The following is a 24,700-nucleotide window of genomic DNA, read 5'->3' as shown; positions in this document are numbered from 1 at the left end:
ACCCCCACCTGCCCGGTTCAGATCGAGGTAAGAAGATGTCAGGACACCCCACTCTCCCCAGCCAGCCCGTGACGCTGCCCCTGTTGCCCTTGCGCGACGTGGTGGTGTTTCCCCACATGGTCATCCCCCTGTTCGTGGGGCGGCCCAAGAGTATCAAGGCGCTGGAAGCCGCCATGGAGCACGAGCGCCGCATCATGCTGGTGGCGCAGAAAACCGCGGCCAAGGACGAGCCCACTGCCAGCGACATGTTCGACATGGGCTGCGTGGCCAGCATCCTGCAAATGCTCAAGCTGCCCGATGGCACGGTAAAAGTGCTGGTGGAGGGTGTCCAGCGTGCCAAGGTGTTGGGCATCCGTGAGGGCGAGACGCACTTCCACGCCGAAGTGGCACCCGTCACCCCGGAGGATGAAAACGCCCAGGCCAATCCCACCGAACTCGAAGCGCTGCGCCGCGCGGTCATGCAGCAGTTCGACCAGTACGTCAAGCTCAACAAGAAAATTCCGTCCGAGATCCTGACCTCGATCGCCAGCATCGACGATCCGGGGCGCTTGGCCGACACCATCGCCGCGCACCTGCCGCTCAAACTCGACGCCAAGCAAAGCGTGCTCGACCTGGAAGTCATCACCCAGCGTCTGGAGAACCTGTTCGTCCAACTGGAGCGCGAGGTCGAAATCCTCAACGTGGACAAGCGCATCCGCGGCCGCGTCAAGCGCCAGATGGAGAAGAACCAGCGCGACTTCTACCTCAACGAGCAGGTCAAGGCCATCCAGAAGGAGCTGGGCGAAGGCGAAGAGGGCGCCGACATCGAGGAAATCGAGAAGAAAATCAAAGCGGCCCGCATGCCGGCCGAGGCCCGCAAGAAGGCCGAGAGCGAGCTCAAAAAGCTCAAGCTCATGTCGCCCATGTCGGCCGAAGCCACCGTGGTGCGCAACTACATCGACGTGCTGGTCAACCTGCCCTGGAGCAAAAAGACCAAGATCAAGCACGACCTGGGCTTTGCCGAGGAAGTGCTCAACGAAGACCACTACGGGCTGGAAAAGGTCAAAGACCGTATCCTCGAATACCTGGCTGTGCAACAGCGGGTGGACAAGGTCAAGGCCCCCATTTTGTGCCTGGTGGGGCCGCCCGGCGTGGGCAAGACCTCGCTCGGTCAGTCTATCGCCAAGGCCACGGGGCGCAAATACGTGCGCATGGCGCTGGGCGGCATGCGCGACGAAGCCGAGATCCGCGGCCACCGGCGCACCTACATCGGCGCCTTGCCGGGCAAGGTGCTGCAAAGCCTCACCAAGGTGGGGACCAAGAACCCGTTGTTCCTGCTCGACGAGATCGACAAGCTGGGCATGGATTTCCGGGGCGATCCGGCTTCGGCGCTGCTGGAAGTGCTCGACCCCGAGCAAAACCACACCTTCCAGGACCATTACGTCGAACTCGACTTCGACCTGTCTGACGTGATGTTCGTGGCCACCTCCAACTCCATGAATATTCCGCCAGCCCTGCTGGACCGCATGGAGGTCATTCGCCTGTCGGGCTACACCGAGGACGAGAAAACCCACATCGCGCTGAAGTATCTGCTGCCCAAGCAGATCAAGAACAACGGCATTCAGGACGGCGAATTGCAGGTGACGGAGGAGGCGGTGCGCGACATCGTGCGCTACTACACCCGGGAAGCCGGCGTTCGCTCGTTGGAGCGCGAGCTCTCGAAAATCTGCCGCAAGGTGGTCAAAGGTCTGTTGCTCAAGAAGTATGCCCCCACCGTGGTGGTGACCCGTGACAACCTCAGCGACTTCCTGGGCGTGCGCAAATACACCTATGGCCGCGCCGAGGCGCAAAACCAGGTGGGGCAGGTGGTGGGCTTGGCCTGGACCGAGGTCGGTGGCGATCTGCTGACCATCGAGGCCGCCCTCATGCCCGGCAAGGGCAACGTCATCCGCACCGGCTCGCTGGGCGACGTGATGAAGGAGTCCGTAGAGGCGGCCCGTACCGTGGTGCGCAGCCGGGCGCGCTCGCTCGGCATCAAGGACGAGGTGTTCGAGAAGAAAGACATCCACATCCATGTGCCCGATGGCGCGACCCCGAAAGACGGGCCGAGCGCGGGCATTGCCATGACCACGGCCATGGTCTCCGCCTTGACCGGCATTGCCGTGCGGGCCGACGTGGCCATGACCGGCGAGATCACGCTGCGTGGCGAAGTCACGGCCATTGGCGGCCTGAAGGAAAAGCTGCTGGCCGCGCTGCGTGGCGGCATCCGCACCGTCATCATTCCGGAAGAAAACGTCAAGGACCTGGCCGAGATTCCAGACAATGTAAAAGCAGGACTGGAGATCGTGCCGGTCAAGTGGATCGATCGGGTGCTGGAACTCGCGCTGGAGCGTCAGCCGCTGCCCTTGACGGATGAGGAGGCGGCCACCCCCGTGCCTGCACCAGCAGGCACCGAGACGCAGACCTCGATCAAGCACTAAAAATTCTTTGCCGTTTTTTGACGAAGGCCCGAAAATCGGTATAGAATAATGGCTTCAGACGATGCAACGGAAACAAAGCAAAGTTTGAAGCCCATGCGGGAATAGCTCAGCTGGTAGAGCGCAACCTTGCCAAGGTTGAGGTCGCGAGTTCGAACCTCGTTTCCCGCTCCAAATTCCAAAAAGGGAAGCCCAGGCTTCCCTTTTTTATCCGGTGCAAGCCGGGTTGATCCAACAAGGCGCGGTAGCAAAGCGGTTATGCACCGGATTGCAAATCCGAGTAGGTCGGTTCGACTCCGGCCCGCGCCTCCAAAACGCCAGCAGCCTGCAGTCTATGCAGGCCGATGCGGGAATAGCTCAGCTGGTAGAGCGCAACCTTGCCAAGGTTGAGGTCGCGAGTTCGAACCTCGTTTCCCGCTCCAGATGTGAAAAAAGGAAGCTCTTGGGCTTCCTTTTTTTATGGCGTCTTTCTGCTTCGCCCGGGCCTCCACCATCGGAATGCCATCTTGCCGCCTCTGTCAACCAGAAGCGGCGCATCCGTTTACAAGGCTCGCGCAGCGGGGCTTGCGCGGGCGGGGTCAGCGGTTGGTCACGGGCGTCTTGCTGCTGGCCTGCGCCGTGCGTGTGGGGCTTTGTCGGCCTGGCGATGCCGCCGTCTTGCTGCTTGTCTGCCGCGCTGGGGCGCTGGCGCGTGCCGGGGCAGTATTCGCCGCCGTGCGGCTGTGCACCACCAACACCTGACCGACGCGGATGGGCTGGTTGGGGCGCAAGTGGTTCCAGGCCTGCAAATTGGCCACCGTGACGCCATGACGGCGGGCAATGGCCGAGAGTGTGTCGCCGGCGCGCACGGTGACGCGCTGCGCCCGTGTGGCGGCGGCTTCGGGCAGTAGCAATATCTGGCCGTTGTCGGCGATGTGCTCAGGCACATCGGCATCGAGCTTGCCTTGGCGGGGAACCAGTACCGTGGAGCCGGCGCGCAGCATCATGCGCGGGGGAATGCGGTTGATTTCCCGCAACTGGGCTTCGGTGAGCTGGTGCTGCCGGGCGGCTTCGGCGATCGTCATGTTGCGCGGCACCCGCCAGGCGGTCCAGGTGGCCGTGGGCCCCTGGTGTTGGCGCAGCCGCTCCTCGAACAGGGCGGCGTTGTCCCAGGGCAGCAGCACCGTGGGTGTCCCCGCGGCCATGATCACGGGTTTGTTGTGCGCGGGATTGAGCTGGTGAAAGTCGTTCACGCTGACGCCGGCCAGTTCGGCGATCAGCGCCACGTCCATGTCGCGGTCGATGGTGACCGTGTCGAAGAAGGGATGGTTGCCCACATGGGGCAGGCGGACGCTGAGCCGCTGCGGGTCGGCGATGAGGTTTTTGACCGCCTGGAGCTTGGGGACGTAGTTGCGGGTTTCGTCGGGCATGCGCAAATCCAGGTAGCCGGTGCCGAGGCCGGCGGCGCGGTTGCGCTGGATGGCCCGGGACACGTTGCCGTTGCCCCAGTTGTAGGCGGCCAAGGCCAGGTGCCAATCGCCAAACATGCGGTGCAGCCGCTCCAGGTAGTCCAGCGCGGCGCGGGTGGAGGCCAGCACATCGCGGCGGTCGTCCCGGAAGGCGTTTTGTTTCAGGTCGAAGTCGCGTCCGGTGGCAGGCATGAACTGCCACATGCCGGCGGCTTTGGCGTGGGAGACGGCCTGGGGGTTGAACGCGCTTTCGATGAAGGGCAGCAGGGCCAGCTCTTGCGGCAAGCCGCGGCGCTCGACTTCCTCCACGATGTGGAACAGGTATTTGCTGCCACGATCGACCATGCGCTGGATGTAGTCGGGGCGGCTGGCGTACCACTGCTCGTGGTGCCGAACCAAGTCGGTATCCAGGTCGGGCATGGCGAAGCCGCGGCGCACACGGTCCCAGAGGTCTTTCGGCGCTTCGAGCGTGGCCACGGTGGCGGTGGGCACGGGGGGCGCCGCAGCGGTGGTCAGGGATTGCAGCGGCCCATTGGGAATCACCGGAGCGCTCGTCGGGCTTTTGCTGCGGGCGATGGGCTGGGCATCGCTGGGCTGGTGGGGCGGCGTGGCGGTTTCGGAGCCGGCGGGCGCGCTGGGCAGTTGGGCGCAGGCGGCCAAGATCAGTGGGGGCAGCAGGGCGAGGCTTAAGCGGATGAAGCGGGACTGCATCGGTGAAGCATTCGAGGGATTCATGACGGCTCGGGCGGATGAACGGATCAGCGGAAGCGGTCCTTCCAGGCGCGCAGGGCGGCGAAGACCCCGGCGTCGTCCGAGGCCAAGGGGCCCAGAGGGCTGAGTGCGGCCCGCACCGAAGGTTCCCGGCTGCGCAAGAAGGGGTTGATGGCGCGTTCCAGGCTCAGCCGGCTAGGCAGGGTCGGGTGGCCGCTCTCGCGCTGGCGTTCGCACCAGTGGCGGTATTCGGCCAATGCGGCATTGTGGGGCTCGACGGCCTGGGCAAATCGCAGATTGCTCAAAGTGTATTCGTGGGCGCAGCAGATGCGGGTGTCGCCGGGCAGGGCGGCCAGCCGGTCGAGGGAGTCCAGCATCTGGGCGGCGGTGCCTTCGAACAGGCGGCCGCAACCCGCCGAAAACAGCGTGTCACCGCAAAAAAGAAGCGGGCCGCCTTCGGCGCCCGGGCAGTAGTAAGCGATGTGACCTGCCGTGTGGCCCGGCACGTCGAGCACTTCTATCGCCAGGCCGTTGAGGGCGAGCCGGTCACCCCCTTCGAGGCGGTGCACGCCATCGGGCAGGGGCTCGAAAGCTGGCCCCCAGGCCGGTACCTGGTACCGTGCCATGAGTTCGGCCACGCCGCCGGTGTGGTCGGCGTGGTGGTGGGTGATCAGGATGCCTGTCAGCGTCAGCGCTTGTGCCTGTAGCCAGGCGTGGACCGGCGCGGCATCGCCCGGGTCCACCACGAGCGCGGATTGGCCATCGTGCAGCGCCCAGATGTAGTTGTCGGTGAAGGCGGCGATGGGGTGTAGGATGCGCATCCATGGATGATAAAGCGGCGGACGTGGCGCTGGAACGGTTTCTGGACGCTTTGTGGCTGGAAGATGGACTGGCGGCGCACACGCTGGCGGCGTACCGCAGCGACCTGCAACAGTTCGCCGCTTGGCTGGCCGATACCGGGCCGGGAAGCGCACGCGCCGGGCAGGCCGCCTTGGCGCTGCACCAAGCCCGAGAAGCCGAGGTGCTGGCCTACATCGCCTGGCGCCACGCGCGGGGCAAGGCCACGTCGGCCAATCGGCGCTTGACGGTGTTGCGGCGCTTTTACCGCTGGGCGCTGCGCGAAGGGCTGGTGGCCGAGGATCCGACCCTCAAGCTGCTGCCGGCGAAGCGTTTGCAGCGGCAGATCAAGACCCTGACGCAGATGCAGGTGGAGCGGTTGTTGCAGGCGCCCGCTGTCGATGAGCCTTTGGGCCTGCGCGATCGGGCCATGCTGGAGCTGATGTATGCCAGCGGGTTGCGCGTGAGCGAACTGGTGGGTTTGCGGCTGCACGAGCTCAGCTTGCCAGATCAGGTGGTGCGGGTACAGGGCAAGGGCGACAAAGAGCGGCTCGTGCCCTTTGGGGATGAAGCGCTGCATTGGCTGCGGCGCTATCTGGCCGAGGCTCGACCGCTGATTTTGGCCGGTCAACGCACCGATGACCTGTTCGTGACGGCGCGGGGGCAGGGCATGACGCGGGTGATGTTCTGGACGCTGGTGAAAAAGTACGCCCTCCAGGCCGGTGTCGAGGCGCCCTTGTCGCCGCACACGCTGCGCCACGCTTTTGCCACCCATTTGCTCAACCACGGGGCAGACTTGCGAGCGGTGCAAATGCTGCTGGGCCACGCCGACATCTCCACCACGACGATCTACACCCACGTGGCGCGCGAGCGGCTCAAGCAATTGCACGCCCGGCACCATCCCCGCGGATGAGGCATGCGGTGGCCGCCTCGGATCAGACGATCTGTTGCAAATAGTCCAGCTCGGCTTGAGAGAAGCCGGCGCGGCGACGGGCGTCTTCGTTGAACGGGGGCTTGAGGCGCGGCGCGCTGTAGCGCCGGGCCAGCGTGCGGTAATGCGCGATCGGCTCCAGCCCCTGGCGTTCGCACAGCCAGCGATACCAGTGGTTGCCGATGGCCACATGGCCCACCTCGTCGCGCAGAATGATGTCGAGCAACCCGATGGCTTCTTGCGCGGCGGGGGTGCCGGCCTGGCGCAGCTTGGCCTGGATCAGTGGGGAGGCGTCCAGCCCACGGGCTTCGAGCGTGCGGGGCACCAGGGCCATGCGGGCCACGATGTCGTCGGCGGTTTTTTCGCACATCAGCCACAGGCCGTCGTGGGCGTCGAAGCTGCCGTAGTCCCACGGCTCGGGCCGGCCGGCATGGGGCAGGCTGCGCAAGTGCGCGCGCAGCAGGCTGAAGTGGTAGGCTTCCTCGGCCGCCACGCGCAGCCAGTCGAGGTAAAACGCCTGGGGCATGCCGGCGAAGCGCCACACGGCGTCCAGCGCCAGGTTGATGGCGTTGAATTCGATGTGGCAGATGGCGTGAACGAGCGCGGCATGGCCCTCGGCCGTGAAGGGGGAGCGCGCGGGCACGGTGGCGGGGTCGATCAGCCGGGGAAGCTCGGGCCGCCCAGGCAGGCAGGGCGACGGGCGCAGCGTGGCGCCGGTGTCCAGGGGCAGGGCGTCGGCCTGGGCATGCAGGGCTTGCACCTGGCGGCATTTGTCGTCGCAGTCGGCGCAGCACAGGGCGTGCAGGGCCGCCGCGCGCAGTTCGTGAGCGTGCATCCTACAATTCTACGAATGAGCACATACCAACTTGACGATGACGTGCCGCAGGTGCATCCCAGCGCCTTCGTGGCCGACAGTGCCCAGGTCATGGGCCGGGTGACGCTGGCCGAAGACACCAGCGTGTGGTTCGGCGCCGTGCTGCGAGGCGACACCGAGCCCATCACGGTGGGGCGGGGCAGCAACATCCAGGATGCCAGCGTGGTGCATGCCGACGTGGGCTATCCGGTGGTGATTGGCGAGCGCGTCACGGTCGGCCACCAGGTGATGCTGCATGGCTGCGTCATTGGCGATGAGTCGCTCATCGGCATTGGGGCCGTGGTGCTCAATGGAGCCCGCATCGGCAAGCACTGCGTGGTCGGGGCAGGTTCCCTCGTGACCGAGGGCAAGACGTTCCCGGACGGCTCGCTGATTCTGGGCAGTCCGGCCAAGGTGGTCCGACAGCTCACGCCCGAGCAGATCGAGGGCCTGCGCCGCAGTGCCGCCCATTACGTGGCCAACGCGCAGCGGTACAAGGCGGGCCTCAAGAAGCTGGATTGAGCATCGTGTCGGAACTCCACAAATTTCTGTTCGAGGGGCTGCCAGTGCGCGGCATGCTGGTCCGCCTGACCGATGGCTGGCAGGAACTGTTGCAGCGCCACGCCCAGTCGGGCACCTATCCGCGTGCGGTCTCGGAGCTGTTGGGCGAAATGTCGGCGGCGGCGGTGTTGATGCAGGGCAACATCAAGTTCAACGGTTCGGTGGTGTTGCAGATTTTTGGCGATGGGCCGGTGAAAGTGGCCGTGGCCGAGGTACAGCCGGACTTTGCCTTTCGCGCCACGGCCACGGTGCTGGGCGAGGTGGCCGACGATGTGCCCCTGAGCCACATGGTCAACGTCAACAACCAGGGGCGCTGCGCCATCACCCTGAACCCGAAAGACCGCCAGCCTGGGCAGCAGCCCTACCAGGGCGTTGTGCCTTTGTGGGACGAGCGCAGACAGAAGCTGGAACGGCTCAGCGATGTGCTGGAGCACTACATGCGGCAAAGCGAGCAGCTCGACACGCGGCTGGTGCTGGCGGCCAATGACCGAATCGCTGCCGGCTTGCTGATCCAGCGCATTCCGGCCACCGGCGAGGCCAATCTCGCGGGCACGGCGGCGGTGCAGGCGCGCGAGGATGCCCTCGGTCAAAACGAGGACTACAACCGCATTGCCACGCTGGCCGCCAGCCTCAAGAAGGAGGAGTTGCTCACGCTCGATGCCGACACCATCCTGCACCGGCTGTTCTGGCAGGAGCCCATCCAGCGCCTGGAGCCGGCGCAAGGCGTGCTGCGCCCCCGTTTCGCCTGCACTTGCTCCCGGGAGCGGGTGGCCGCCATGCTGGAGAGCCTGGGCGTGGCTGAAGTGGAAAGCATCCTGGCCGAGCAAGGGCAGGTGGATATTGGGTGCGATTTCTGTGGCGCGCGGTATGTGTTCGATCCGGTGGACGCGGCCCAGATTTTTTTGAACCGCCAGAACCAGCCGCCGACTTCCTCGCGGGTGCAGTGAGGCCGGGCACTCAGGTTGGATACTCAGGCCGGGCGCCCGGCCAGCAAGCGACGGAACAGGCGATGCTCGCCATCCGGGTCTGAGCACGATTCGCAATGCCAGCGGGCCGTGGTCTGGGGTTTTGGAGCTGGAGCCTCGTCGATGCCCAGCAGCCGTCGCAGCGGCTGGCGGTGACAGCCCCCGACCGGATGCAGCACATGGTGGGGCAGACCGTGCGCGCACAGCCACGCCCGCCACAGGGCTTCATCCGCGGGCAGGGTGCGGCCATCTGTCGCCAGCACGGCCATGCGCAGCGCTGTAGGGTTTGGAGTGGCTTGCAGGGCGATGTCGGCGCTGGGCAGGTCGAACTGCGTCCAGGGCCGAATGCGCGTGGGCCAAGGGCTGGGCAATTCCGCCGCCAGACAATCCGCTCCGGGGCCGAGCAGCCACCAGGTGGGTGCGGTATCGGGTGCGCCCGACGGGCTCATGGCGCGGTGCGCTGGATCTGCACGAAGATTTCGTTGGGTTTGACCATGCCCAGTTCGTGCCGGGCCAGTTCCTCGATCATGTCCAGCCCGTCTTGCAGGTCGCGCACCTCATTGGCCAGTTGCTCGTTGCGTTGCCGGGCTTCGGCGTTGGCCGCTTCGAGGGCTTGCAGATCGCTGCGCCAAGCCCGCACTTGGGGCACGCTGCCGCGGCCCGTCCACAGCTGCACGTGCAGCACCACGAGCAAGCCCACCAGCAAAGCGGCAACCCAACGGGCGTTCATGGCGTGGCGGCTCGTGGCGCGGGCGCAGCCGCTTTAGCGCAGGTTGTAGAACGCGTCGCGGCCAGGGTAGGTGGCCACGTCGCCCAGGTCTTCCTCGATGCGCAGGAGCTGGTTGTACTTGGCCATGCGGTCGCTGCGGCTCATCGAGCCGGTTTTGATCTGGCCGGCATTCAGCCCCACGGCGATGTCGGCGATGGTGGAGTCCTCGGTTTCGCCGGAGCGGTGGCTGATGACGGCAGTGTAGCCGGCGCGTTTGGCCATTTCGATGGCCTCGAAGGTCTCGGTGAGCGTGCCGATCTGGTTGATCTTGATGAGGATCGAGTTGGCGATGCCCTTCTTGATGCCTTCCTTGAGGATGCGGGTGTTGGTGACAAACAGGTCGTCGCCCACCAACTGCACTTTCTTGCCCAGCCGCTCGGTCAGGTGGGCCCAGCCGGCCCAGTCGCCCTCGTGCATGCCGTCTTCGATGGAGATGATGGGGTACTTGTCGCACCAGGTGGCCAGGATGTGGGTCCACTCCTCGGCCGTCAGCACCAGGCCTTCGCCTTCGAGGTGGTATTTGCCCTCCTTGTAGAACTCGCTGGCGGCGCAGTCCAGGCCCAGGGCGATTTGCTCGCCAGCGGTGTAGCCGGCCTTGTCGATGGCTTCGAGGATGAGCTGGATGGCGGCCTCGTGGTTGGCCACGGAGGGGGCAAAGCCGCCTTCGTCGCCCACGGCGGTGCTCATGCCTTTGTCGTGGATGATTTTCTTCAGCGCGTGGAACACCTCCGCGCCCCAGCGAATGGCCTCCCGGAAGCTGGGTGCGCCCACCGGCAGGATCATGAATTCTTGCAGGTCGAGGTTGTTGTTGGCGTGCGCGCCGCCGTTGATGACGTTCATCATGGGCACAGGCATTTGCATGCGGGTGCTGCCGCCGAAGTAGCGGTACAGCGGCAGGCCGGCTTCCTCAGCGGCGGCGCGGGCCACTGCCATGGAGACGGCCAGCATGGCGTTGGCGCCCAGGCGGCTCTTGTTGTCGGTGCCGTCCAGGTCGATCAGGGTCTTGTCCAGGAAAGCCTGTTCCGAGGCGTCCAACCCCAACACGGCTTCGCTGATTTCGGTGTTGATGTGCTCGACGGCCTTGAGCACGCCCTTGCCGAGGTAGCGGTTCTTGTCACCGTCGCGCAGTTCGATGGCCTCGCGGCTGCCGGTGGAGGCGCCCGAGGGGACGGCGGCACGGCCCATGACGCCGCTTTCCAGCAGCACGTCGCATTCGACGGTGGGGTTGCCTCGGCTGTCCAGAATTTCGCGGCCGACGATGTCAACGATTGCGCTCATGTGGGTTACCTTCTCAAATCAAACAAAACAACGGGGGCGCCGAGGGGCCCATCAGACCCCTTCGACGGCAAACATGCGGATGGTGCCCGCGCCTTCACGGACTTTGCGGGCATGGGTGTAAGTCTCGGAGTGGTAATAGGCTTGCGCGGTGGCGAGGTCGGGGAAGCGCAGCACGACGACGCGCTGCGGGTTCCAGTCGCCTTCCAGGGGCACGACGCGGCCGCCGCGGACCAGCACTTCGGCGCCGAACTCCTGCATGGCCCGGGTGCTCCACTCCCGGTAGGCCTTCATCTGTTCTTCGTTGGTGATGGTGACTTCCGCCACGATGTAGGCACTCATTGGAAATCGTTCTCCAGCAAGGGGTGTTGCTTGGTGACGCGGTCCAGCGCCACCAGGGTTTCGAGAAGGGCTTTCATGCGGTGCAGCGGCACGGCATTGGGGCCGTCGGACCAGGCTTCGGCCGGGCGGGGGTGGGTTTCCATGAACAGGCCCGCGACCCCTGCCGCCACGCCGGCGCGGGCCAGCACGGGCACCATCTCCCGCGCGCCGCCGCTGGCGTTGCCCAGCCCCCCGGGCTTTTGCACCGAGTGGGTCACGTCGAACACCACGGGCGCGCCGGACTTGCGCATTTCGGCCAGGCTGGTCATGTCGGCCACGAGGTTGTTGTAGCCAAAGCTCACGCCGCGCTCGCAGGCCAGGAAGCGGTCTTCCGACAGGCCCGCTTCGCGTGCCGCGGCACGGGCCTTGTCGATGACGTTTTTCATGTCCCAGGGTGCGAGGAACTGCCCCTTCTTGATATTGACCGGCTTGCCCGACTGCGCCACGGCGCGGATGAAGTCGGTCTGGCGGCAGAGGAAAGCCGGGGTCTGCAGCACGTCCACCACGCTGGCCACGGGGGCGACCTGAGACTCGTCATGGACGTCGGTCAGCACGGGCAGGCCGGTTTGGCGGCGCACTTCGTCCAGGATCTTGAGCCCCGCCTCCAGCCCCACGCCGCGCTTGCTGCTGCCAGAGGAGCGGTTGGCCTTGTCGAAAGAGCCTTTGAAGATCAGCGGGATGCCCAGCGGGGCGCAGATCTCCTTGAGCGTGCCGGCCACCTCCAGGGAAAGTTCCAGCCCCTCGATGGAGCAGGTGCCGGCGATCAGGAAAAACGGTCGATCCAGGCCGACCTCGAATCCGCAGAGTTTCATGGCTGTCTCCGTTGTGCCGGCATGGGCAGGCATGTGCGGTTGCACGGGGCGGCCAGGCATGGCAACGTCAGGGGCATGGACGTTCACCCTTGCGCTGACGCTGCTCCAGACCGGCCTTGACGAAGGCGTTGAACAGCGGATGACCGTCCCACGGGGTGGATTTGAATTCGGGGTGGAACTGCACGCCCATGAACCAGGGGTGCTGTTCCCGGGGCAGTTCCACGATTTCGGTGAGCTGCTCGCGCTGGGTAATGGCCGAAATCACCAGGCCAGCGGCGCGCAGCCGGTCGAGGTACTGCGTGTTGGCCTCGTAGCGGTGGCGGTGGCGCTCGGTCACCACCGGGCCATAGATGTCGTAGGCCAGCGTGCCGGGCATGACGTCGGAACTCTGGGCGCCGAGCCGCATGGTGCCCCCCAGATCGGAGTTGGCGTCGCGCTTCTGGATGGTGCCATCGGCGTTTTGCCATTCGTCGATCAAGGCGATGACCGGGTGCGGCGTGTGCGGGTCGAATTCGGTGGAGTTGGCCCCCTCCAGACCGGCCACATGGCGGGCGAATTCGATGGTGGCCACCTGCATGCCCAGGCAGATGCCGAGGTAGGGCACCTTGTGCTCGCGGGCGTAGCGCGCAGCGGCGATTTTGCCTTCGGTGCCACGCTTGCCAAAGCCGCCGGGCACGAGGATGGCGTCGAAAGGCTTGAGCACCTCGGCCACGTCCTGCGATTCCAGCGTCTCGGAGTCGATGTAGGTGATCTCCGCCTTGACGTGGTTCTTCATGCCCGCGTGGCGCAGGGCCTCGTTGAGCGATTTGTAGCTGTCTGACAGGTCCACGTACTTGCCCACCATGGCGATACGCACCGTGCCCTGCGGGTTTTGCACTTCATGGACCAGGTCGTCCCAGCGCTTGAGGTTGGCCGGCGGGGTGTTCAGGCGCAGCTTGTCGCAGATGAGGCCATCGAGCCCTTGCTCGTGCAACACGCGCGGCACTTTGTAAATGGTGTCCACGTCGGGCATGGAGATCACGCCCCATTGCGCCACGTTGGTAAAGAGGCTAATCTTCTCCCGCTCCTCGTCGGGGATGACGCGGTCGGCCCGGCACAGCAGAGCGTCGGGCTGGATGCCGATTTCGCGCAGCTTCTGCACGGTGTGCTGGGTGGGCTTGGTCTTGAGCTCGCCAGCGGCCGCGATGTAGGGCACGTAAGTCAGATGCACGAACGCGGACTGGTTCGGCCCCAGGCGCAGGCTGAGCTGGCGCACCGCCTCCAGGAAAGGCAGGGATTCGATGTCGCCCACGGTGCCGCCGATCTCCACGATGGCCACGTCCACCCCATCCGGCGTGCCGACGCCGGCGCCGCGTTTGATGAATTCCTGGATTTCGTTGGTGACGTGGGGAATCACCTGCACGGTCTTGCCCAGGTAGTCGCCGCGGCGTTCTTTCTCCAGCACCGATTTGTAGATCTGCCCGGTGGTGAAGTTGTTGGCTTTCTTCATCCGGGTGGTGATGAAGCGCTCGTAGTGGCCGAGGTCCAGGTCGGTTTCGGCGCCATCGTCGGTCACGAACACCTCGCCGTGCTGGAAGGGGCTCATGGTGCCCGGGTCCACGTTGAGGTAGGGGTCGAGCTTGATCAGGGTGACTTTGAGGCCGCGCGATTCGAGCAAGGCGGCCAAGGAGGCCGACGCGATACCCTTGCCCAGTGAGGACACCACGCCGCCGGTAACGAACACGAATTTGGTCATGACTCGGGCGAGCCTTCAGGGGCCCGCGGGTGAGGAAATGCCGATTATAAAAGGCAGCCTGTCATGCCCAGGGGCATGCAAACAGGCATTGACCGAACCCTGGGGTTCCCGCAGAATGGGCCGAAAAGGCGTTTCGTCTGCGGGGGTCTGTGCCGGTGGGTCGGGCTGCCGGTGGCATGACGGCCGGGGCGTTCATTTCGTTGGGTCCAACCCAAGCTCGATGGCCAAGCACATGAGTCCTTCCGAACCGGCCGCTTCCCCATCTGTGCCCACGCGGGCGGCACCGCATCGCCGCTGGTGGGAGTTCAGTCTATCGACGCGGCTCTCGCTCATTTTTGGCTTGCTCGGGGTCGTCGGGATCGTGGCCAGTCTGGCCTATTCTTTTCTGTCCACCCGTGCCGCCATGCAGGCGGAAATCAACAGTCGCCTCGATCGGCACAAGGTCACGGTGACGACCTTGCTCGACAACCGGCTGCAGAGGCTGGAGATTTTTCTACAGAGTGCCACCGCGCGACGCACGCTGTCTGCCTTGTCGGCACCGGCCCAACCTTTGGAGGAGATGGCGGCAGACATTTCGCTGGTGTTTCAAGAGGTCAGTGTCGGCAGTGACGTGGACATCTTTTTCGTGTTGGACCCGACGGGCAAGCCCGTGATCGACAACGCCCGCATCGATTTGCAACCGTTGCTGGCCCGCATGACCTCGCCTATCCAGTATGTGGGGGGCTGGCGCCTGGAGAGCCTGCCCGCCGGGCATGCGTTGATCAAATCGACGCCGCTGTTCGAGCCGGCATCGCTCAGCGTCCGGGGGTATTTGTTCGTTGGGCTGTCGCTCAGCGACAAGAGCCCTTTCGTCAACGAGTGGTTTGCCAATACCACGTTGGACTGGTTTGTGCTCGGGCACGAGGCCGACATCATCCTGATTGCTCGCCGGGCCGTGCCGGTGGACGCGCCCGATCCGTTTGCCGCGTTATGGAATTTCTTCGATCTGCGCGGTCTGCATGCGCGCGAGTTCACCCTGGAGCTCAAAGGGCTGGTCGATCCGATCTGGCTGGAGATTGGCTTGTCCAGGGAACAACTCACGGCCTTGCTGACGGGGCATTTGTCTACCGGGCTGGGCTTGTCGGGGGGGTTCTTGGTGCTGGTGATGCTGTTTGCCGTTTGGGTGAAAGTGCACCATGACAAAGCCATTTCTCGCCTCATGGGCTTCATTCATGCGGTGCAGACCGGGCAGCGCGGCGTTCACTTCCAGGACACGGGCATTTATGAATACAACCGCGTGGGCGCGGCGATGCAGGACATGGTGGAGGATCTGCATGTGGCCGCCGCGGTGTTTGATTCGGCCGACGGCATGATCGTGACCGACAGCGCGCTGAAGATCCTTCGGGTCAATCGGGCTTTTGCGCAGATGCTCGGTTGCGACGCGCGCACCTTGCCTGGACGCGATGTGCTGGAGGTGCTGGCCGGTGAGGGACAGGAAGCGTTGCGGCCCATTGTGCTGGAGCGCCTGGTGCGCAAGGGCGCCTGGCGTGGGGACGTGGCGGGCCTGCGCTGCGATGGGGCTGAACTGGCGCTTCGGGTGGCCATCAGCGAAGTCCGGGGTGGCCGGCGGCAGGAGGTGATGAACCACGTGGTGACGGTGGCCGATGTGAGCCAGCAAAAGGCGGATGCGGCACGCATTCAGCAACTGGCTTATTTCGATCCCCTGACCGGGCTGCCCAATCGCCGCTTGCAGCTCGAACGGCTGGAGCGGGCTTTGGCCGACAGCGCCGTCTCGCTGCAGTTCGGGGCCATCCTGTATCTGGACGTGGATGACTTCAAATCACTCAACGACACCCGGGGGCATGCCAGTGGCGACCGCTTGCTGGTGGAGATGGCCTCGCGCCTGACGCGGGCCGTACGCCAGGGCGACAGCGTGGCTCGCATGGGGGGTGATGAGTTTGTCGTTTTGCTGCAGCACCTCGGGCAAGAGGGCGGGCAAGCCCAGGACCGTGCCATGGGCGTGGCTACGGCGGTGTTGGAAAGCCTGCGCCGCCCGGTCGATCTGGAGGATGGCGAGCACCATTGCACGGTGAGTATCGGGGTGACGCTGTTTTGCGGCGACCCACTCTCGGTGGAAGAACTGCTGCAGCAGGCCGATCTGGCGATGTACGAGGCCAAGGCGCATGGCCGCAATGCGGTGCGCCTGTTTCAGCCCGACATGTATGCGGTGGCCATGCAGCGCGTGGGCCTGGAGCAGGAACTGCGCCGCGCGTTGGCCAACGAGGAGTTCGTGCTGCACTATCAGCCGATCTGGTCCGCCCAGGACGAGATTGTTGGGGCCGAGGTGCTGCTGCGCTGGAACCACCCGGAGGGAGGCTTGCGCTCGGGTGGGGAAATCATCCCGGCGGCTGAGCGTTCGGGGCTGATTCTCCCGCTGGGCGCTTGGGTGTTGGAACAGGCCTGCCGCACACTCGCCCGCTGGGGCCGATCCACTGAATACGCGCATCTGATGTTGTCCGTCAACGTCAGCGTCAAGCAATTCCAGCAGCCTGATTTCGTGCAGGTGGTGCAGGACGCACTGGCCCGTACCGGGGGCAATCCCAAGCGTCTGTCGTTGGAGTTGACCGAGAGTCTGTTTTTGGACGTGCGCGACAGCGACATCGACAAAATGCGGCAGCTCAAACGCATGGGTGTGCGGTTTTCTCTGGACGATTTTGGGACGGGGTATTCCTCCTTGTCCTACCTCAAGGCTTTGCCTCTGGATGTCCTCAAGATCGACCGCTGCTTTGTGCATGACCTGGACGATGACCCGCGTTCGGGGGATTTCGTGCGCACGATCGTGTCGTTGGCGCAGGCTTTGCAACTCGATGTGGTGGCCGAGGGCGTGGAGACGCCTCATCAGCGACAGCGGCTTCTGGAATGCGGATGTCGGCGCTTCCAGGGTTTTTTGATGGGGCGGCCGGTTCCGCTGGCTGAATTGGTGCAACAGATCGACGAGGCGTCGAGTCGAAGGAGAGTGGTATGAGTCGATGGATGCGCTGGGGCTTGGCGTGTGTGGCCTGGTGCACGGCCGTGCTCGCGCAGGCGGCCGATTTTCCGGCCCGACCTCTCACGATGGTCGTGGGCTTTGCGCAGGGAGGCAGTACCGACACCCAGGCCCGCGTGCTGGCCAAGGTGATGTCGGAGAAGCTCGGCCAGCCGGTGACGGTGCTCAATGTGCCCGGTGCCGGTGGTGGGGCGGCCGCCGCCATGGTGGCCAGCAGTACCGAGGGGGGCTATGTGTTTCAGTTCGGCGTGTCGTCATCGTTTGCGCTCACGCCACTGATCATGAGCACGTCTTTCAATCTGGACAGCTTCGCTTATGTGGCATCGGTTTCGCGCAATCAGTTGGCCTTCGTCACGGGTGAGCGCACGGGCATTCGAGACTGGCGTTCCATGATGCAGGCGCTCAAGCGCCATCCCGGTCAGGTGTACGCGACTCAAGCGACCCAGGACCGGCTGATCATTCAACACATCGCCCAGAAGGAAGGGCTGGAACTGCGCATCGTGCCGACCACGGGCGGCGCTGGATCGGCGCCCATGGTGTTGTCCGGCGAGGCCTGGTTGGCGTTCAGCGGCGGCAGCCACACCGACTACACCGACAGCGGGCGCATGATCGTGCTGGCCAGCTTGGATGAGCGTCGGCTCATGGGCTATCCGGACGCGCCCACCCTCAAGGAACTGGGTTACGGGGTGTCGGTCGAGTCGCTGCGCGTGGTCGCGGTACCGGTCAATACGCCGCAATCGCACATCGACGCGCTGGCCGCCGCACTCGAAGCGGCCACGCGCGACCCACGCTTCATCGATGTCACGGTCAACCGGATTCGTCAGCCGATTCAGTTCATGCGTGGCGAGGAGGTCAAGGCCGTGGTGCGGCGCGAGGCCGAAGAGTTCAAGCGTCTGCAAGACGCCTTGAAAACCCGCTGAGCCGCGGGCCCGGAGTGGACATGAAAACGATCTGGATCGCCCTGTGGGGCATGTGCTTGGCGTCGGTGTCCTGGGCGCAGCCAGCGGACACCCTACAACGCATCCGTGACGCGGGCGCGGTGGTCATGGGTGTACGCGACAGCTCGGGCGCCATTTCCTATGCGTTGGGCAACGGCCGTTATGCCGGATTCCAGGTGGAGGTGTGCGAGCGGGTGCTGCAAGACATTCAGCGCAAGCTCGAACTGCCCCGGCTGGACATCCGGTATCAGTTGGTCAGCGCCTCCAACCGCATCACCATGGTGCAAAATGGCACAGTGGACTTGGAGTGCGGCTCCACCACGAACAACTTGGCGCGCCAGCGCGATGTGGCGTTTTCCGTCACGACGATGGTCGAAGAGGTGCGCATAGCCGTGCGGGCGGATTCGGGCATCCAGTCGGTGGCGCATTTGAATGGCAAGACTGTCGTTACCACGGTGGGCAGCACGTCGGTGCAGGTGTTGCGGCGGCGCCAGAGGGATCTGGGGCTCGGCTTTACCGAGTTGCAGTGCCGTGACCACGGCGAATGCTTTGCCATGCTCGAATCCGGCCGGGCCGATGCCTTCATCATGGACAGCGCCATCCTCGCCGGCAACATCGCCCGATCCCGTAACCCTGCCGATTTCAAGATCGTGGGAGAAGCCTTGTCGTTGGAGCCCATTGCCATCATGCTGCGAAAGGGTGACGAAGCCTTCAAGCAAGCCGTTGACGAATCCATCAAGCAGATGATGCGATCCGGTGAGATGGCGCGTTTGTGGTCCAAATGGTTCGAGCAGCCCATCCCGCCGTCCAATGTGCGGGTGGGCATGCCGTTGAATGAAAACACCCGCCTGGCCTGGGCCAGTCCCAACGACCGCCCCAAAGAGGCTTATCCCTTGCGCTGAAGCGGCTGGCGGGTGTTACATTCCCGCCCATGATGAACGACCTTGCCGGCAAACACATCGTCCTGGGCCTCTCGGGGGGCATTGCGTGCTACAAGTCCGCCGAGCTGTGCCGGCTGTTGACCAAGGCAGGGGCTTCGGTACAGGTGGTGATGACCGAGGCGGCCACGCAGTTCATCACCCCGGTGACCATGCAGGCCCTCAGCGGCCGGCCGGTGGTGACCAGCCAATGGGATGCCCGCGCGTCCAACCACATGCCGCACATCAACCTGGGGCGTGAGGCCGACGCCATCCTGATTGCGCCGGCCAGCGCCGATCTGATGGCCAAGCTGGCGCAAGGGCGGGCCGACGAGGTGTTGAGCCTGCTGTCTCTGGCTCGCCCGCTGGAGCGGGTACCCCTGCTCCTGGCCCCCGCCATGAACCGGGAGATGTGGGCCCACCCCGCCACGCAGCGCAACGTGTCCCAGCTGCAGGCCGATGGGGCCGTGGTGCTGCCAGTGGGGCAGGGGGACCAGGCTTGCGGTGAAGTCGGTGATGGCCGGATGCTGGAGCCCGATCAACTGCTGGATTTGCTGGTGGCGCATTTTCAACCCAAAGTGCTGATGGGCCATCGGGTGCTCGTGACCGCCGGGCCGACTTTCGAGGCCATCGATCCCGTGCGGGGCATCACCAACCACTCATCGGGCAAGATGGGCTTTGCGATTGCGCGTGCCGCGCATGAAGCCGGTGCCGAAGTGACGCTGGTGTGCGGGCCGGTGCATCTGCCCACCCCCTGGGGGGTCAGGCGGGTGCAAGTGGAGTCGGCCTTGCAGATGCAGGCCGCCGTGCAGGCCGAGGTGGATCGGGCGTCCGTGTTCGTGGCCGCGGCCGCGGTGGCCGACTGGCGGCCGGCTCAGGCCAGCGCACAGAAAATCAAGAAAGACGGCTCTGGCCTGCCTCCAACTCTGAGCTTCGTGGAAAACCCCGACATCCTGGCTGGGGTGGCCGCCAGTGACCGCGCACGCCGAGGCGAATTGTTCTGTGTGGGCTTTGCCGCCGAAAGTCACGATCTGGAAACCCATGCCCAGGCCAAGCGGCTGCGCAAAGGCGTACCTTTGCTGGTGGGCAACATCGGGCCGACCACCTTCGGGCAGGACCACAATGCCTTGCTACTGGTGGACGAGCACGGCTGCCGCGCCGTGCCGCATGGCCCCAAGCTGGCCTTGGCGCGCCAACTGGTGGCTGAGATCGCCCGCCGCGTCGCGGCGCCGCCTGTCTGATGGTGTGCCGTTTCCCTTCTGCCAGGGCCATCCCGTACCGGGCCTGACCGCGCGGTGTTTTGACAGCTTGCACCCGCTCGCGGAGAATAAGAATCAGCCATTAAAAATATTTGGATGTTTTGGCGGCCGAGCCGCCTGTCGGAGGATGTGAGCATGAAAGACGAAGCGCAGGCGCGGGTGCAGGCGGCTGGCTGGAGTCGCCGGCGCTGGCTGGTGACGGCCGCAGGCGGCGCGGCCGCGGTAGCCGGGCTGGCAGCCATGCCCGAGGTGCGGCTCTTTGCGCAGCAGTTGCAAGATTTCATCGAGGGCCCGCCCGTGCCTGACATCGAGCCTGAGCGACTCTCCGAACACGTCTGGATGATCTATGCCAAGGACGGCTTCCCCACGCCGGAAAACCAGGGCATGATGGCCAATGTGGTGTTTGTGGTCACCGGGGCGGGGGTGGTGGTGCTCGACAGCGGGGGGTCTTTGCAAATCGGAGAGATGGCGATTCGCATGATCCGCAAGGTCACCCCGCAGCCGGTGGTGGCGATTTTCATCAGCCACTATCACGGCGATCACTGGTTGGGCAACCACGCTTTCGTCAATGCGTACGGCCCGGATTTGCCGATTTACTCCCTGGCGCACAACATCGAGCAAATTCGTGGCGCTGAAGGCAATCTGTGGCGCAGCCTCATGGAGCGCTGGACCAACCAGGCAACGATGGGCACGAAAGTGGTGGCGCCCAACCGGGTGGTCGAGCATGGGCAGACCTTCCGCTTTGGGCAGGTGACGTTGCGGATGCACCACTACGGCACCGCCCACACGCCGTCTGACCTGTGTGTGGAAGTGCTGCCCGACCGTGTCACTTATGTGGGGGATGTGGCCATGAACAACCGCATCGCCAACATGGACGACGGCTCTTATGTGGGCACGTTCAAATACTACGAAGCCTTGCAGCAGGCCGCTGGCGACCAGCTCTGGGTGCCGGGGCACGGTCGCCCGAGCCGGACCTTGCTGCGCGATTACGGCGAGTTCATGGCCGGCATTTACGAGCCTGCCCTCAAGGCGGTGGAAGACGGGCAGGGCGTGGAGGTGGCGCGCGCCAACGTGCTCAAGGACCCGCGGGTGGCCCGTCACGCCCGCACCATGCAGGGCTTTGACAGCAACATCGGCAAATACGTCAGCCTGGCCTATCTGGAAGCCGAGAAGATCGCCTTCTGAGCCCTGGCCTGGCGCGGTTCTGCTAGGATGCATGGCCTGATGGACACGATCACGCCCAGCACCCTGACCGCCCTGCGCCTGATAGCCTCTCTGGACCCGGAACTGTGGTCGGTGGTGGGTCGGTCGTTGGCCGTCAGTGGGCTGGCCACTTTGTTGGGCGGTGCGTTGGGCATGATCGCCGGCGCCTGGCTGGGCGTGGCGCGCTTTCGGGGGCGGCATGTGTTCATCACCCTGCTCAATACGGCGCTGGCTGTGCCTGCCGTGGTGGTGGGGCTGATGGTGTATCTGCTGCTGTCGCGCTCTGGCCCGCTGGGCTTTCTGGGGTGGCTGTTCAGCTTTCAGGCCATGGTGTTGGCGCAAACCTGTCTGGTGTTGCCGGTGGCCGCAGCCCTGACCCGGCAGGTGGTCGAAGATGCCGAGCGGTTGCACGGTGAGCAATTGGCGTCTTTGGGGGCGGGCACGGCCAGCCGAGCGGCCCTGCTGGCCTGGGACGAGCGGCACGCCTTGCTGACCGTCTGGCTGGCCGCTTTCGGCCGCGCCATTTCGGAGGTGGGGGCCGTCATGGTGGTGGGGGGCAACATCGAAGGCCATACCCGCGTGATGACCACAGCCATCGCCTTGGAAACCAGCAAGGGCGACCTGCCCATGGCGCTGGGGTTGGGCATTGTGCTGCTGGCCGTGGTGTTGGGCCTCAATGCCTTGGTCACGGCGCTGCGCCGCTGGCGGGAGCGGGCGGACAGCGCGTTTGCCGCTGAGCGGCCCTTGCACGGAGCTGGGGCATGACGGTGGTGTTCGACTGGCAAGGCGTGGACGTGCGGCTCGGTGGCCGGGCCCAGGTGCAGGCGTTGCAGGGCGTGACACTGCGCATCCATGCCGGTGAGCGGGTGGCCGTCATCGGCCCCAATGGCAGTGGAAAGAGCACCTTGCTGCGCGCGCTTCACCGCCTGGTGCCCGTGGCGGCTGGGCGGGTGGAGGCCGCTTCGCGCGGGCAGGCGGGTGTTGTGGAAGCCGGCAGGCGACAGGCCATGCTGTTTCAGCGCCCTTTTTTGCTGAGGTGCAGCGCGCTGAACAACATCAGGCTCGGCCTGTGGCTCGCGGGGCTGCCTTGGCGGGCCACCCGGCAGCCTGCCTGGGCCGCTTTGGAGCGGGTGGGGCTGCAGGCGTGGGCAGACCGCTCGGCGCGGGCCCTGTCTGGAGGGCAGCAGCAGCGGTTGGCGTTTGCCCGTGCCTGGGCATTGCGGCCTCAGGTGTGGCTGCTCGATGAGCCCACGGCCAGCCTGGACCCTCACGCCAAACGCGAAATTGAACAGCTCATGGCCGTGTTTGCCAGCGAACCCGGCGCGACCCTCGTCTTTGCCAGCCACAACCTGGGGCAGGTCAAGCGGCTGGCGCAGCGCGTGCTTTATTTGGAGGGTGGCCGCTTGTTGGCCGATTTGCCGGTGGAGCGGTTTTTTGACGAAGCCATACTCGCGCAGACCAGCCCGCAGGCCCTGGCGTTCGTGCGTGGGGAGGTGGGCTGATGCGTCTGACGCATTCGTGGTGTTGCAGGGGGCTGCTTCTCGGGTGGTTGCTGTGGCTGGGCGCAGTGGCGCATGCCCAGACGCTGGTGCTGGCATCGACCACGTCCACCGAACAATCCGGCCTGCTGCGGTATTTGCTGCCCCAGTTTCGGCAGGCCACCGGGATCGATGTCAAGGTCGTGGCGCTGGGCACCGGGCAGGCGCTGGACATGGCACGCCGCGGTGACGCCGACGTGCTGCTGGTCCACGATCCGCAAGGCGAGGCCCGCTTGGTGGCCGAGGGCTTTGCCTTGGACCGCCGTGAAGTGATGCGCAACGATTACCTGCTCGTCGGCCCGCGTGCCGACCCCGCAGGCGCGCGTGGCGCTGACATCGTGCAGGCCCTGCAACGGGTGGCCGCGGCCCAGGCGCCGTTCGTTTCCCGTGGCGACCGCAGCGGCACCCACGCGGCCGAGGAGCGGTTTTGGCACTGGGGTGGCTCAGGCAGGCCGGCGGGGCGCTGGTACCGCGCTTGCGGCTGTGGCATGGGGCAGGCGCTCAACATCGCCGCGGCGGGCAACGCCTATGTGCTGACCGACCGCGCCACCTGGATGAGTTTTCGCAACCGCCAGGGGCTGGAGGTGCTCGTGGAGGGGGATGAGCGCTTGCTCAATCCGTACAGCGTGTTGCGGGTCGATCCGGCGCGGCACCCCCATGTGCGGCAGGCCGAAGCCCGGGCCTTTGTCGATTGGTTGACCGGCACCCAGGGGCAGCGCGCGATTGCCCGTTTTCGTATCGACGGGCAGACCGTGTTCGTGCCTGTGGCCATCGCCCCGGGGTCTTGAGCGCTCGCAAGGGGTGAGCGATCGGCCGCGGCCGGCACAGGAGAAAGCGCGGCCATCAGCGACGTTCCAGCCGGCGATACACCGTGGCTCGGCTGATGCCCAGCGCCCGGGCGGCCTCGGCGACGTTGCCGCCCGCATCCTCGACCGCCTTGCGGATCATGGCGGTTTCCACTTCGCGCAGCGGCACGGCGTGACCATGCGGGGTGGGTGGCCCCCCCGATGGGGCCGCCTCCACGGCGCTGAGCGGCCACACCTGCATCCGCAACCCCGACCATAGGGGCAACTCCAGCACGCCACGGCGCTTGCGTGCGGCGTCGAACAAGCTGGCCGAAGGCACGGCAAACACGTCATCGCAGTGCGGCCAACCGCCACCTGCTGGCAGGGTCAGCATTTCCATGGCGTGGCGGTTGGCGCCGGTGATCAGGCCGTCGGCGTCCACCGTCAGCAGGCCATCGCCGTCCTCGCCAATCAGTCGGCCGGGCCATTGCAGACGCAGCAACAGGTGGTGTGGCTGCGCCAGCGTGAGCGCATTTTCGATGCTGCGCGCCGATTGGGTGACCAGATGCTTGAGCGCGGGGCGCTCCGGCACGTCGATGCCCGTCAGGTCCAGCATGCCGATGCAGCGCCCATTGGGGCCGATGAGTGGCGCGCCGGCGCAGCTGTACACCGAGGTGTCTTCGAAGAAATGCTCGCCCCGGTGCAGCCACACCGGCTGCTGCTCGGCCAGGGTGGTGCCGATGGCCGTCGTGCCCACGGCGGCTTCTGACAAATCCACCCCCACCCGCGCGATGGCCGTGGCGCGTGGGTCCTGCCGATCGATCGGGCCGTTGACGTGGATCACCACCCCGTCGGCGTTGGTCAGGATGGCGAAATAGCGTGTCTGCGCCATGGCCCGGGCCAGTGAACGGATCACGGGCGCGGCGGCTTGCAGCAGGGGTTGGCTGGCGTCCAGCGCCTGCCGCATGGCGGTGGCCGAAACGGCCTCGAACACCACGCGCTGGCGGGGTTGCAGGCCGCGCGCCAGGCAGCGGCGCCACGAGCGCTCCACCCAGCCGGGGAGGTATCCGGCCACGGCGGGCGCCTGCTCTTGCAACAGCGATTGGCGCGCGTGCTCGATCTGACGCAGCCGATGCGCTTCGGACCCGCCAGCCTGAGAGAGTTCCTGCATCATGCCTCCCATTACACCAGTGTTTCATTTTGAGAATAAGTCGAGGCGGGCAAGCCCGACTAGGGATTACCCGGATCCGGCCCACGCCGCAAGACCCCAACAATGCAAGGGCATCCCCGTTTCTAGGCAA

22 protein-coding genes and 3 tRNA genes are annotated in these 24,700 nt (G+C 65.4%); 15 read left to right on the top strand and 10 right to left on the bottom strand.

Annotated features, from left to right (window positions below):
* The first annotated feature begins 35 nt into the window (after nt 1-35).
* The 4 genes from lon to DFR43_RS02315 all read left to right on the top strand — a co-directional run bounded on the left by lon (nt 36) and on the right by DFR43_RS02315 (nt 2,878).
* The gene (gene lon, locus DFR43_RS02330; protein WP_133595755.1) at nt 36-2,459 is read left to right on the top strand and encodes an endopeptidase La; all 2,424 of its coding nucleotides are present in this window, start codon (nt 36-38) and stop codon (nt 2,457-2,459) included.
* Nucleotides 2,460-2,554: 95 nt separating this feature from the next.
* Nucleotides 2,555-2,630 (top strand) — tRNA-Gly (locus DFR43_RS02325).
* Between the two features lie 64 nt (nt 2,631-2,694).
* A tRNA-Cys gene (locus tag DFR43_RS02320) sits at nt 2,695-2,768 on the top strand.
* A gap of 34 nt (nt 2,769-2,802) precedes the next feature.
* A tRNA-Gly gene (locus tag DFR43_RS02315) sits at nt 2,803-2,878 on the top strand.
* A 156-nt stretch (nt 2,879-3,034) separates the two neighbouring features.
* On the opposite strand, the gene DFR43_RS02310 is transcribed toward DFR43_RS02315, so the two are convergent.
* Together DFR43_RS02310 and gloB are read right to left on the bottom strand one after the other, a co-directional pair.
* A complete protein-coding gene (locus tag DFR43_RS02310) occupies nt 3,035-4,615 on the bottom strand; it encodes a transglycosylase SLT domain-containing protein (RefSeq protein ID WP_133595754.1) in 1,581 nt (526 codons plus the stop codon).
* 47 nt (nt 4,616-4,662) lie between these two features.
* On the bottom strand, nt 4,663-5,436 hold the full coding sequence (gloB, locus tag DFR43_RS02305; RefSeq protein WP_133595753.1) for a hydroxyacylglutathione hydrolase: 774 nt from the start codon (nt 5,434-5,436) through the stop codon (nt 4,663-4,665).
* 2 nt (nt 5,437-5,438) lie between these two features.
* Between gloB and xerD the strand changes: the two genes are divergently transcribed.
* Nucleotides 5,439-6,365, top strand: a complete 927-nt coding sequence (gene xerD / locus DFR43_RS02300) for a site-specific tyrosine recombinase XerD (RefSeq protein WP_133595752.1) — start codon at nt 5,439-5,441, stop codon at nt 6,363-6,365.
* A gap of 22 nt (nt 6,366-6,387) precedes the next feature.
* Here the strand turns inward: xerD and DFR43_RS02295 are convergent, their stop codons facing one another.
* Nucleotides 6,388-7,218, bottom strand: coding sequence for a ferritin-like domain-containing protein (locus DFR43_RS02295; RefSeq protein ID WP_133595751.1), 831 nt, complete (start codon nt 7,216-7,218; stop codon nt 6,388-6,390).
* Between the two features lie 15 nt (nt 7,219-7,233).
* On the opposite strand from DFR43_RS02295, the gene DFR43_RS02290 reads away from it, so the two are divergent.
* Nucleotides 7,234-7,758: a gamma carbonic anhydrase family protein gene (locus tag DFR43_RS02290; protein WP_133595750.1), complete on the top strand. Its 525-nt coding sequence runs from the start codon at nt 7,234-7,236 to the stop codon at nt 7,756-7,758.
* A gap of 5 nt (nt 7,759-7,763) precedes the next feature.
* The gene (gene hslO, locus DFR43_RS02285; protein ID WP_133595749.1) at nt 7,764-8,744 is read left to right on the top strand and encodes an Hsp33 family molecular chaperone HslO; all 981 of its coding nucleotides are present in this window, start codon (nt 7,764-7,766) and stop codon (nt 8,742-8,744) included.
* Nucleotides 8,745-8,767: 23 nt separating this feature from the next.
* Here hslO and DFR43_RS02280 read toward each other — a convergent pair whose 3' ends face one another.
* The 6 genes from DFR43_RS02280 to DFR43_RS02255 form a co-directional block, all read right to left on the bottom strand.
* Entirely contained in the window at nt 8,768-9,211 is a 444-nt protein-coding gene (locus tag DFR43_RS02280) for a hypothetical protein (protein ID WP_133595748.1), read from the bottom strand.
* Nucleotides 9,208-9,492 (bottom strand): FtsB family cell division protein, encoded by a 285-nt coding sequence (locus DFR43_RS02275; protein WP_133595747.1) that lies wholly within the window; start codon nt 9,490-9,492, stop codon nt 9,208-9,210. The genes DFR43_RS02280 and DFR43_RS02275 overlap by 4 nt, the downstream gene beginning before the upstream one ends.
* 33 nt (nt 9,493-9,525) lie before the next feature.
* Nucleotides 9,526-10,809, bottom strand: coding sequence for a phosphopyruvate hydratase (gene eno, locus DFR43_RS02270; RefSeq protein ID WP_133595746.1), 1,284 nt, complete (start codon nt 10,807-10,809; stop codon nt 9,526-9,528).
* Nucleotides 10,810-10,860: 51 nt separating this feature from the next.
* Nucleotides 10,861-11,148: a DUF1330 domain-containing protein gene (locus DFR43_RS02265; RefSeq protein ID WP_133595745.1), complete on the bottom strand. Its 288-nt coding sequence runs from the start codon at nt 11,146-11,148 to the stop codon at nt 10,861-10,863.
* The gene (gene kdsA / locus DFR43_RS02260) at nt 11,145-11,999 is read right to left on the bottom strand and encodes a 3-deoxy-8-phosphooctulonate synthase (RefSeq protein WP_133595744.1); all 855 of its coding nucleotides are present in this window, start codon (nt 11,997-11,999) and stop codon (nt 11,145-11,147) included. The genes DFR43_RS02265 and kdsA overlap by 4 nt, the downstream gene beginning before the upstream one ends.
* Before the next feature lie 67 nt (nt 12,000-12,066).
* The gene (locus DFR43_RS02255) at nt 12,067-13,734 is read right to left on the bottom strand and encodes a CTP synthase (protein ID WP_133595743.1); all 1,668 of its coding nucleotides are present in this window, start codon (nt 13,732-13,734) and stop codon (nt 12,067-12,069) included.
* A gap of 232 nt (nt 13,735-13,966) precedes the next feature.
* On the opposite strand from DFR43_RS02255, the gene DFR43_RS02250 reads away from it, so the two are divergent.
* From DFR43_RS02250 to DFR43_RS02215, 8 genes are all read left to right on the top strand, one after another.
* On the top strand, nt 13,967-16,738 hold the full coding sequence (locus DFR43_RS02250) for a putative bifunctional diguanylate cyclase/phosphodiesterase (RefSeq protein ID WP_164499685.1): 2,772 nt from the start codon (nt 13,967-13,969) through the stop codon (nt 16,736-16,738).
* Nucleotides 16,735-17,679: a Bug family tripartite tricarboxylate transporter substrate binding protein gene (locus tag DFR43_RS02245; protein WP_133595741.1), complete on the top strand. Its 945-nt coding sequence runs from the start codon at nt 16,735-16,737 to the stop codon at nt 17,677-17,679. Before DFR43_RS02250 ends, DFR43_RS02245 begins: the two co-directional genes overlap by 4 nt.
* Nucleotides 17,680-17,699: 20 nt before the next feature.
* On the top strand, nt 17,700-18,599 hold the full coding sequence (locus tag DFR43_RS02240) for an amino acid ABC transporter substrate-binding protein (RefSeq protein ID WP_133595740.1): 900 nt from the start codon (nt 17,700-17,702) through the stop codon (nt 18,597-18,599).
* Between the two features lie 32 nt (nt 18,600-18,631).
* Nucleotides 18,632-19,855, top strand: a complete 1,224-nt coding sequence (gene coaBC, locus DFR43_RS02235; RefSeq protein ID WP_133595863.1) for a bifunctional phosphopantothenoylcysteine decarboxylase/phosphopantothenate--cysteine ligase CoaBC — start codon at nt 18,632-18,634, stop codon at nt 19,853-19,855.
* A 153-nt stretch (nt 19,856-20,008) separates the two neighbouring features.
* Nucleotides 20,009-21,058, top strand: coding sequence for an MBL fold metallo-hydrolase (locus DFR43_RS02230; protein WP_133595739.1), 1,050 nt, complete (start codon nt 20,009-20,011; stop codon nt 21,056-21,058).
* Between the two features lie 39 nt (nt 21,059-21,097).
* On the top strand, nt 21,098-21,841 hold the full coding sequence (locus tag DFR43_RS02225; protein WP_133595738.1) for an ABC transporter permease: 744 nt from the start codon (nt 21,098-21,100) through the stop codon (nt 21,839-21,841).
* On the top strand, nt 21,838-22,578 hold the full coding sequence (locus DFR43_RS02220) for an ATP-binding cassette domain-containing protein (protein WP_133595737.1): 741 nt from the start codon (nt 21,838-21,840) through the stop codon (nt 22,576-22,578). The genes DFR43_RS02225 and DFR43_RS02220 overlap by 4 nt, the downstream gene beginning before the upstream one ends.
* Entirely contained in the window at nt 22,578-23,402 is an 825-nt protein-coding gene (locus DFR43_RS02215) for an ABC transporter substrate-binding protein (RefSeq protein ID WP_133595736.1), read from the top strand. Before DFR43_RS02220 ends, DFR43_RS02215 begins: the two co-directional genes overlap by 1 nt.
* A gap of 55 nt (nt 23,403-23,457) precedes the next feature.
* Here the strand turns inward: DFR43_RS02215 and DFR43_RS02210 are convergent, their stop codons facing one another.
* Complete coding sequence (locus DFR43_RS02210) at nt 23,458-24,570, bottom strand: helix-turn-helix domain-containing protein (RefSeq protein WP_245988803.1); 1,113 nt, start codon at nt 24,568-24,570, stop codon at nt 23,458-23,460.
* Nucleotides 24,571-24,700 lie beyond the last annotated feature (130 nt).

Source organism: Tepidicella xavieri, from assembly GCF_004363315.1.
GTDB lineage: Bacteria > Pseudomonadota > Gammaproteobacteria > Burkholderiales > Burkholderiaceae_C > Tepidicella > Tepidicella xavieri.
The sequence above is the reverse complement of the archived record's forward strand: the minus strand, read 5'-3'. Positions and strand labels throughout refer to the sequence as shown.

Bases quoted from the DNA above. Each gene is read 5' to 3' on its own strand.
- DFR43_RS02220 (WP_133595737.1), top strand. From the start codon at position 21,838: ATGACGGTGGTGTTCGACTGGCAAGGCGTGGACGTGCGGCTCGGTGGC.
- DFR43_RS02275 (WP_133595747.1), bottom strand. From the start codon at position 9,492: ATGAACGCCCGTTGGGTTGCCGCTTTGCTGGTGGGCTTGCTCGTGGTG.
- DFR43_RS02290 (WP_133595750.1), top strand. From the start codon at position 7,234: ATGAGCACATACCAACTTGACGATGACGTGCCGCAGGTGCATCCCAGC.
- DFR43_RS02215 (WP_133595736.1), top strand. From the start codon at position 22,578: ATGCGTCTGACGCATTCGTGGTGTTGCAGGGGGCTGCTTCTCGGGTGG.
- DFR43_RS02255 (WP_133595743.1), bottom strand. From the start codon at position 13,734: ATGACCAAATTCGTGTTCGTTACCGGCGGCGTGGTGTCCTCACTGGGC.
- xerD (WP_133595752.1), top strand. From the start codon at position 5,439: ATGGATGATAAAGCGGCGGACGTGGCGCTGGAACGGTTTCTGGACGCT.
- DFR43_RS02210 (WP_245988803.1), bottom strand. From the start codon at position 24,570: ATGCAGGAACTCTCTCAGGCTGGCGGGTCCGAAGCGCATCGGCTGCGT.
- coaBC (WP_133595863.1), top strand. From the start codon at position 18,632: ATGAACGACCTTGCCGGCAAACACATCGTCCTGGGCCTCTCGGGGGGC.
- lon (WP_133595755.1), top strand. From the start codon at position 36: ATGTCAGGACACCCCACTCTCCCCAGCCAGCCCGTGACGCTGCCCCTG.
- DFR43_RS02230 (WP_133595739.1), top strand. From the start codon at position 20,009: ATGAAAGACGAAGCGCAGGCGCGGGTGCAGGCGGCTGGCTGGAGTCGC.
- DFR43_RS02280 (WP_133595748.1), bottom strand. From the start codon at position 9,211: ATGAGCCCGTCGGGCGCACCCGATACCGCACCCACCTGGTGGCTGCTC.
- gloB (WP_133595753.1), bottom strand. From the start codon at position 5,436: ATGCGCATCCTACACCCCATCGCCGCCTTCACCGACAACTACATCTGG.
- DFR43_RS02245 (WP_133595741.1), top strand. From the start codon at position 16,735: ATGAGTCGATGGATGCGCTGGGGCTTGGCGTGTGTGGCCTGGTGCACG.
- kdsA (WP_133595744.1), bottom strand. From the start codon at position 11,999: ATGAAACTCTGCGGATTCGAGGTCGGCCTGGATCGACCGTTTTTCCTG.
- eno (WP_133595746.1), bottom strand. From the start codon at position 10,809: ATGAGCGCAATCGTTGACATCGTCGGCCGCGAAATTCTGGACAGCCGA.
- DFR43_RS02265 (WP_133595745.1), bottom strand. From the start codon at position 11,148: ATGAGTGCCTACATCGTGGCGGAAGTCACCATCACCAACGAAGAACAG.
- DFR43_RS02240 (WP_133595740.1), top strand. From the start codon at position 17,700: ATGAAAACGATCTGGATCGCCCTGTGGGGCATGTGCTTGGCGTCGGTG.
- DFR43_RS02310 (WP_133595754.1), bottom strand. From the start codon at position 4,615: ATGCAGTCCCGCTTCATCCGCTTAAGCCTCGCCCTGCTGCCCCCACTG.
- DFR43_RS02295 (WP_133595751.1), bottom strand. From the start codon at position 7,218: ATGCACGCTCACGAACTGCGCGCGGCGGCCCTGCACGCCCTGTGCTGC.
- DFR43_RS02250 (WP_164499685.1), top strand. From the start codon at position 13,967: ATGAGTCCTTCCGAACCGGCCGCTTCCCCATCTGTGCCCACGCGGGCG.
- DFR43_RS02225 (WP_133595738.1), top strand. From the start codon at position 21,098: ATGGACACGATCACGCCCAGCACCCTGACCGCCCTGCGCCTGATAGCC.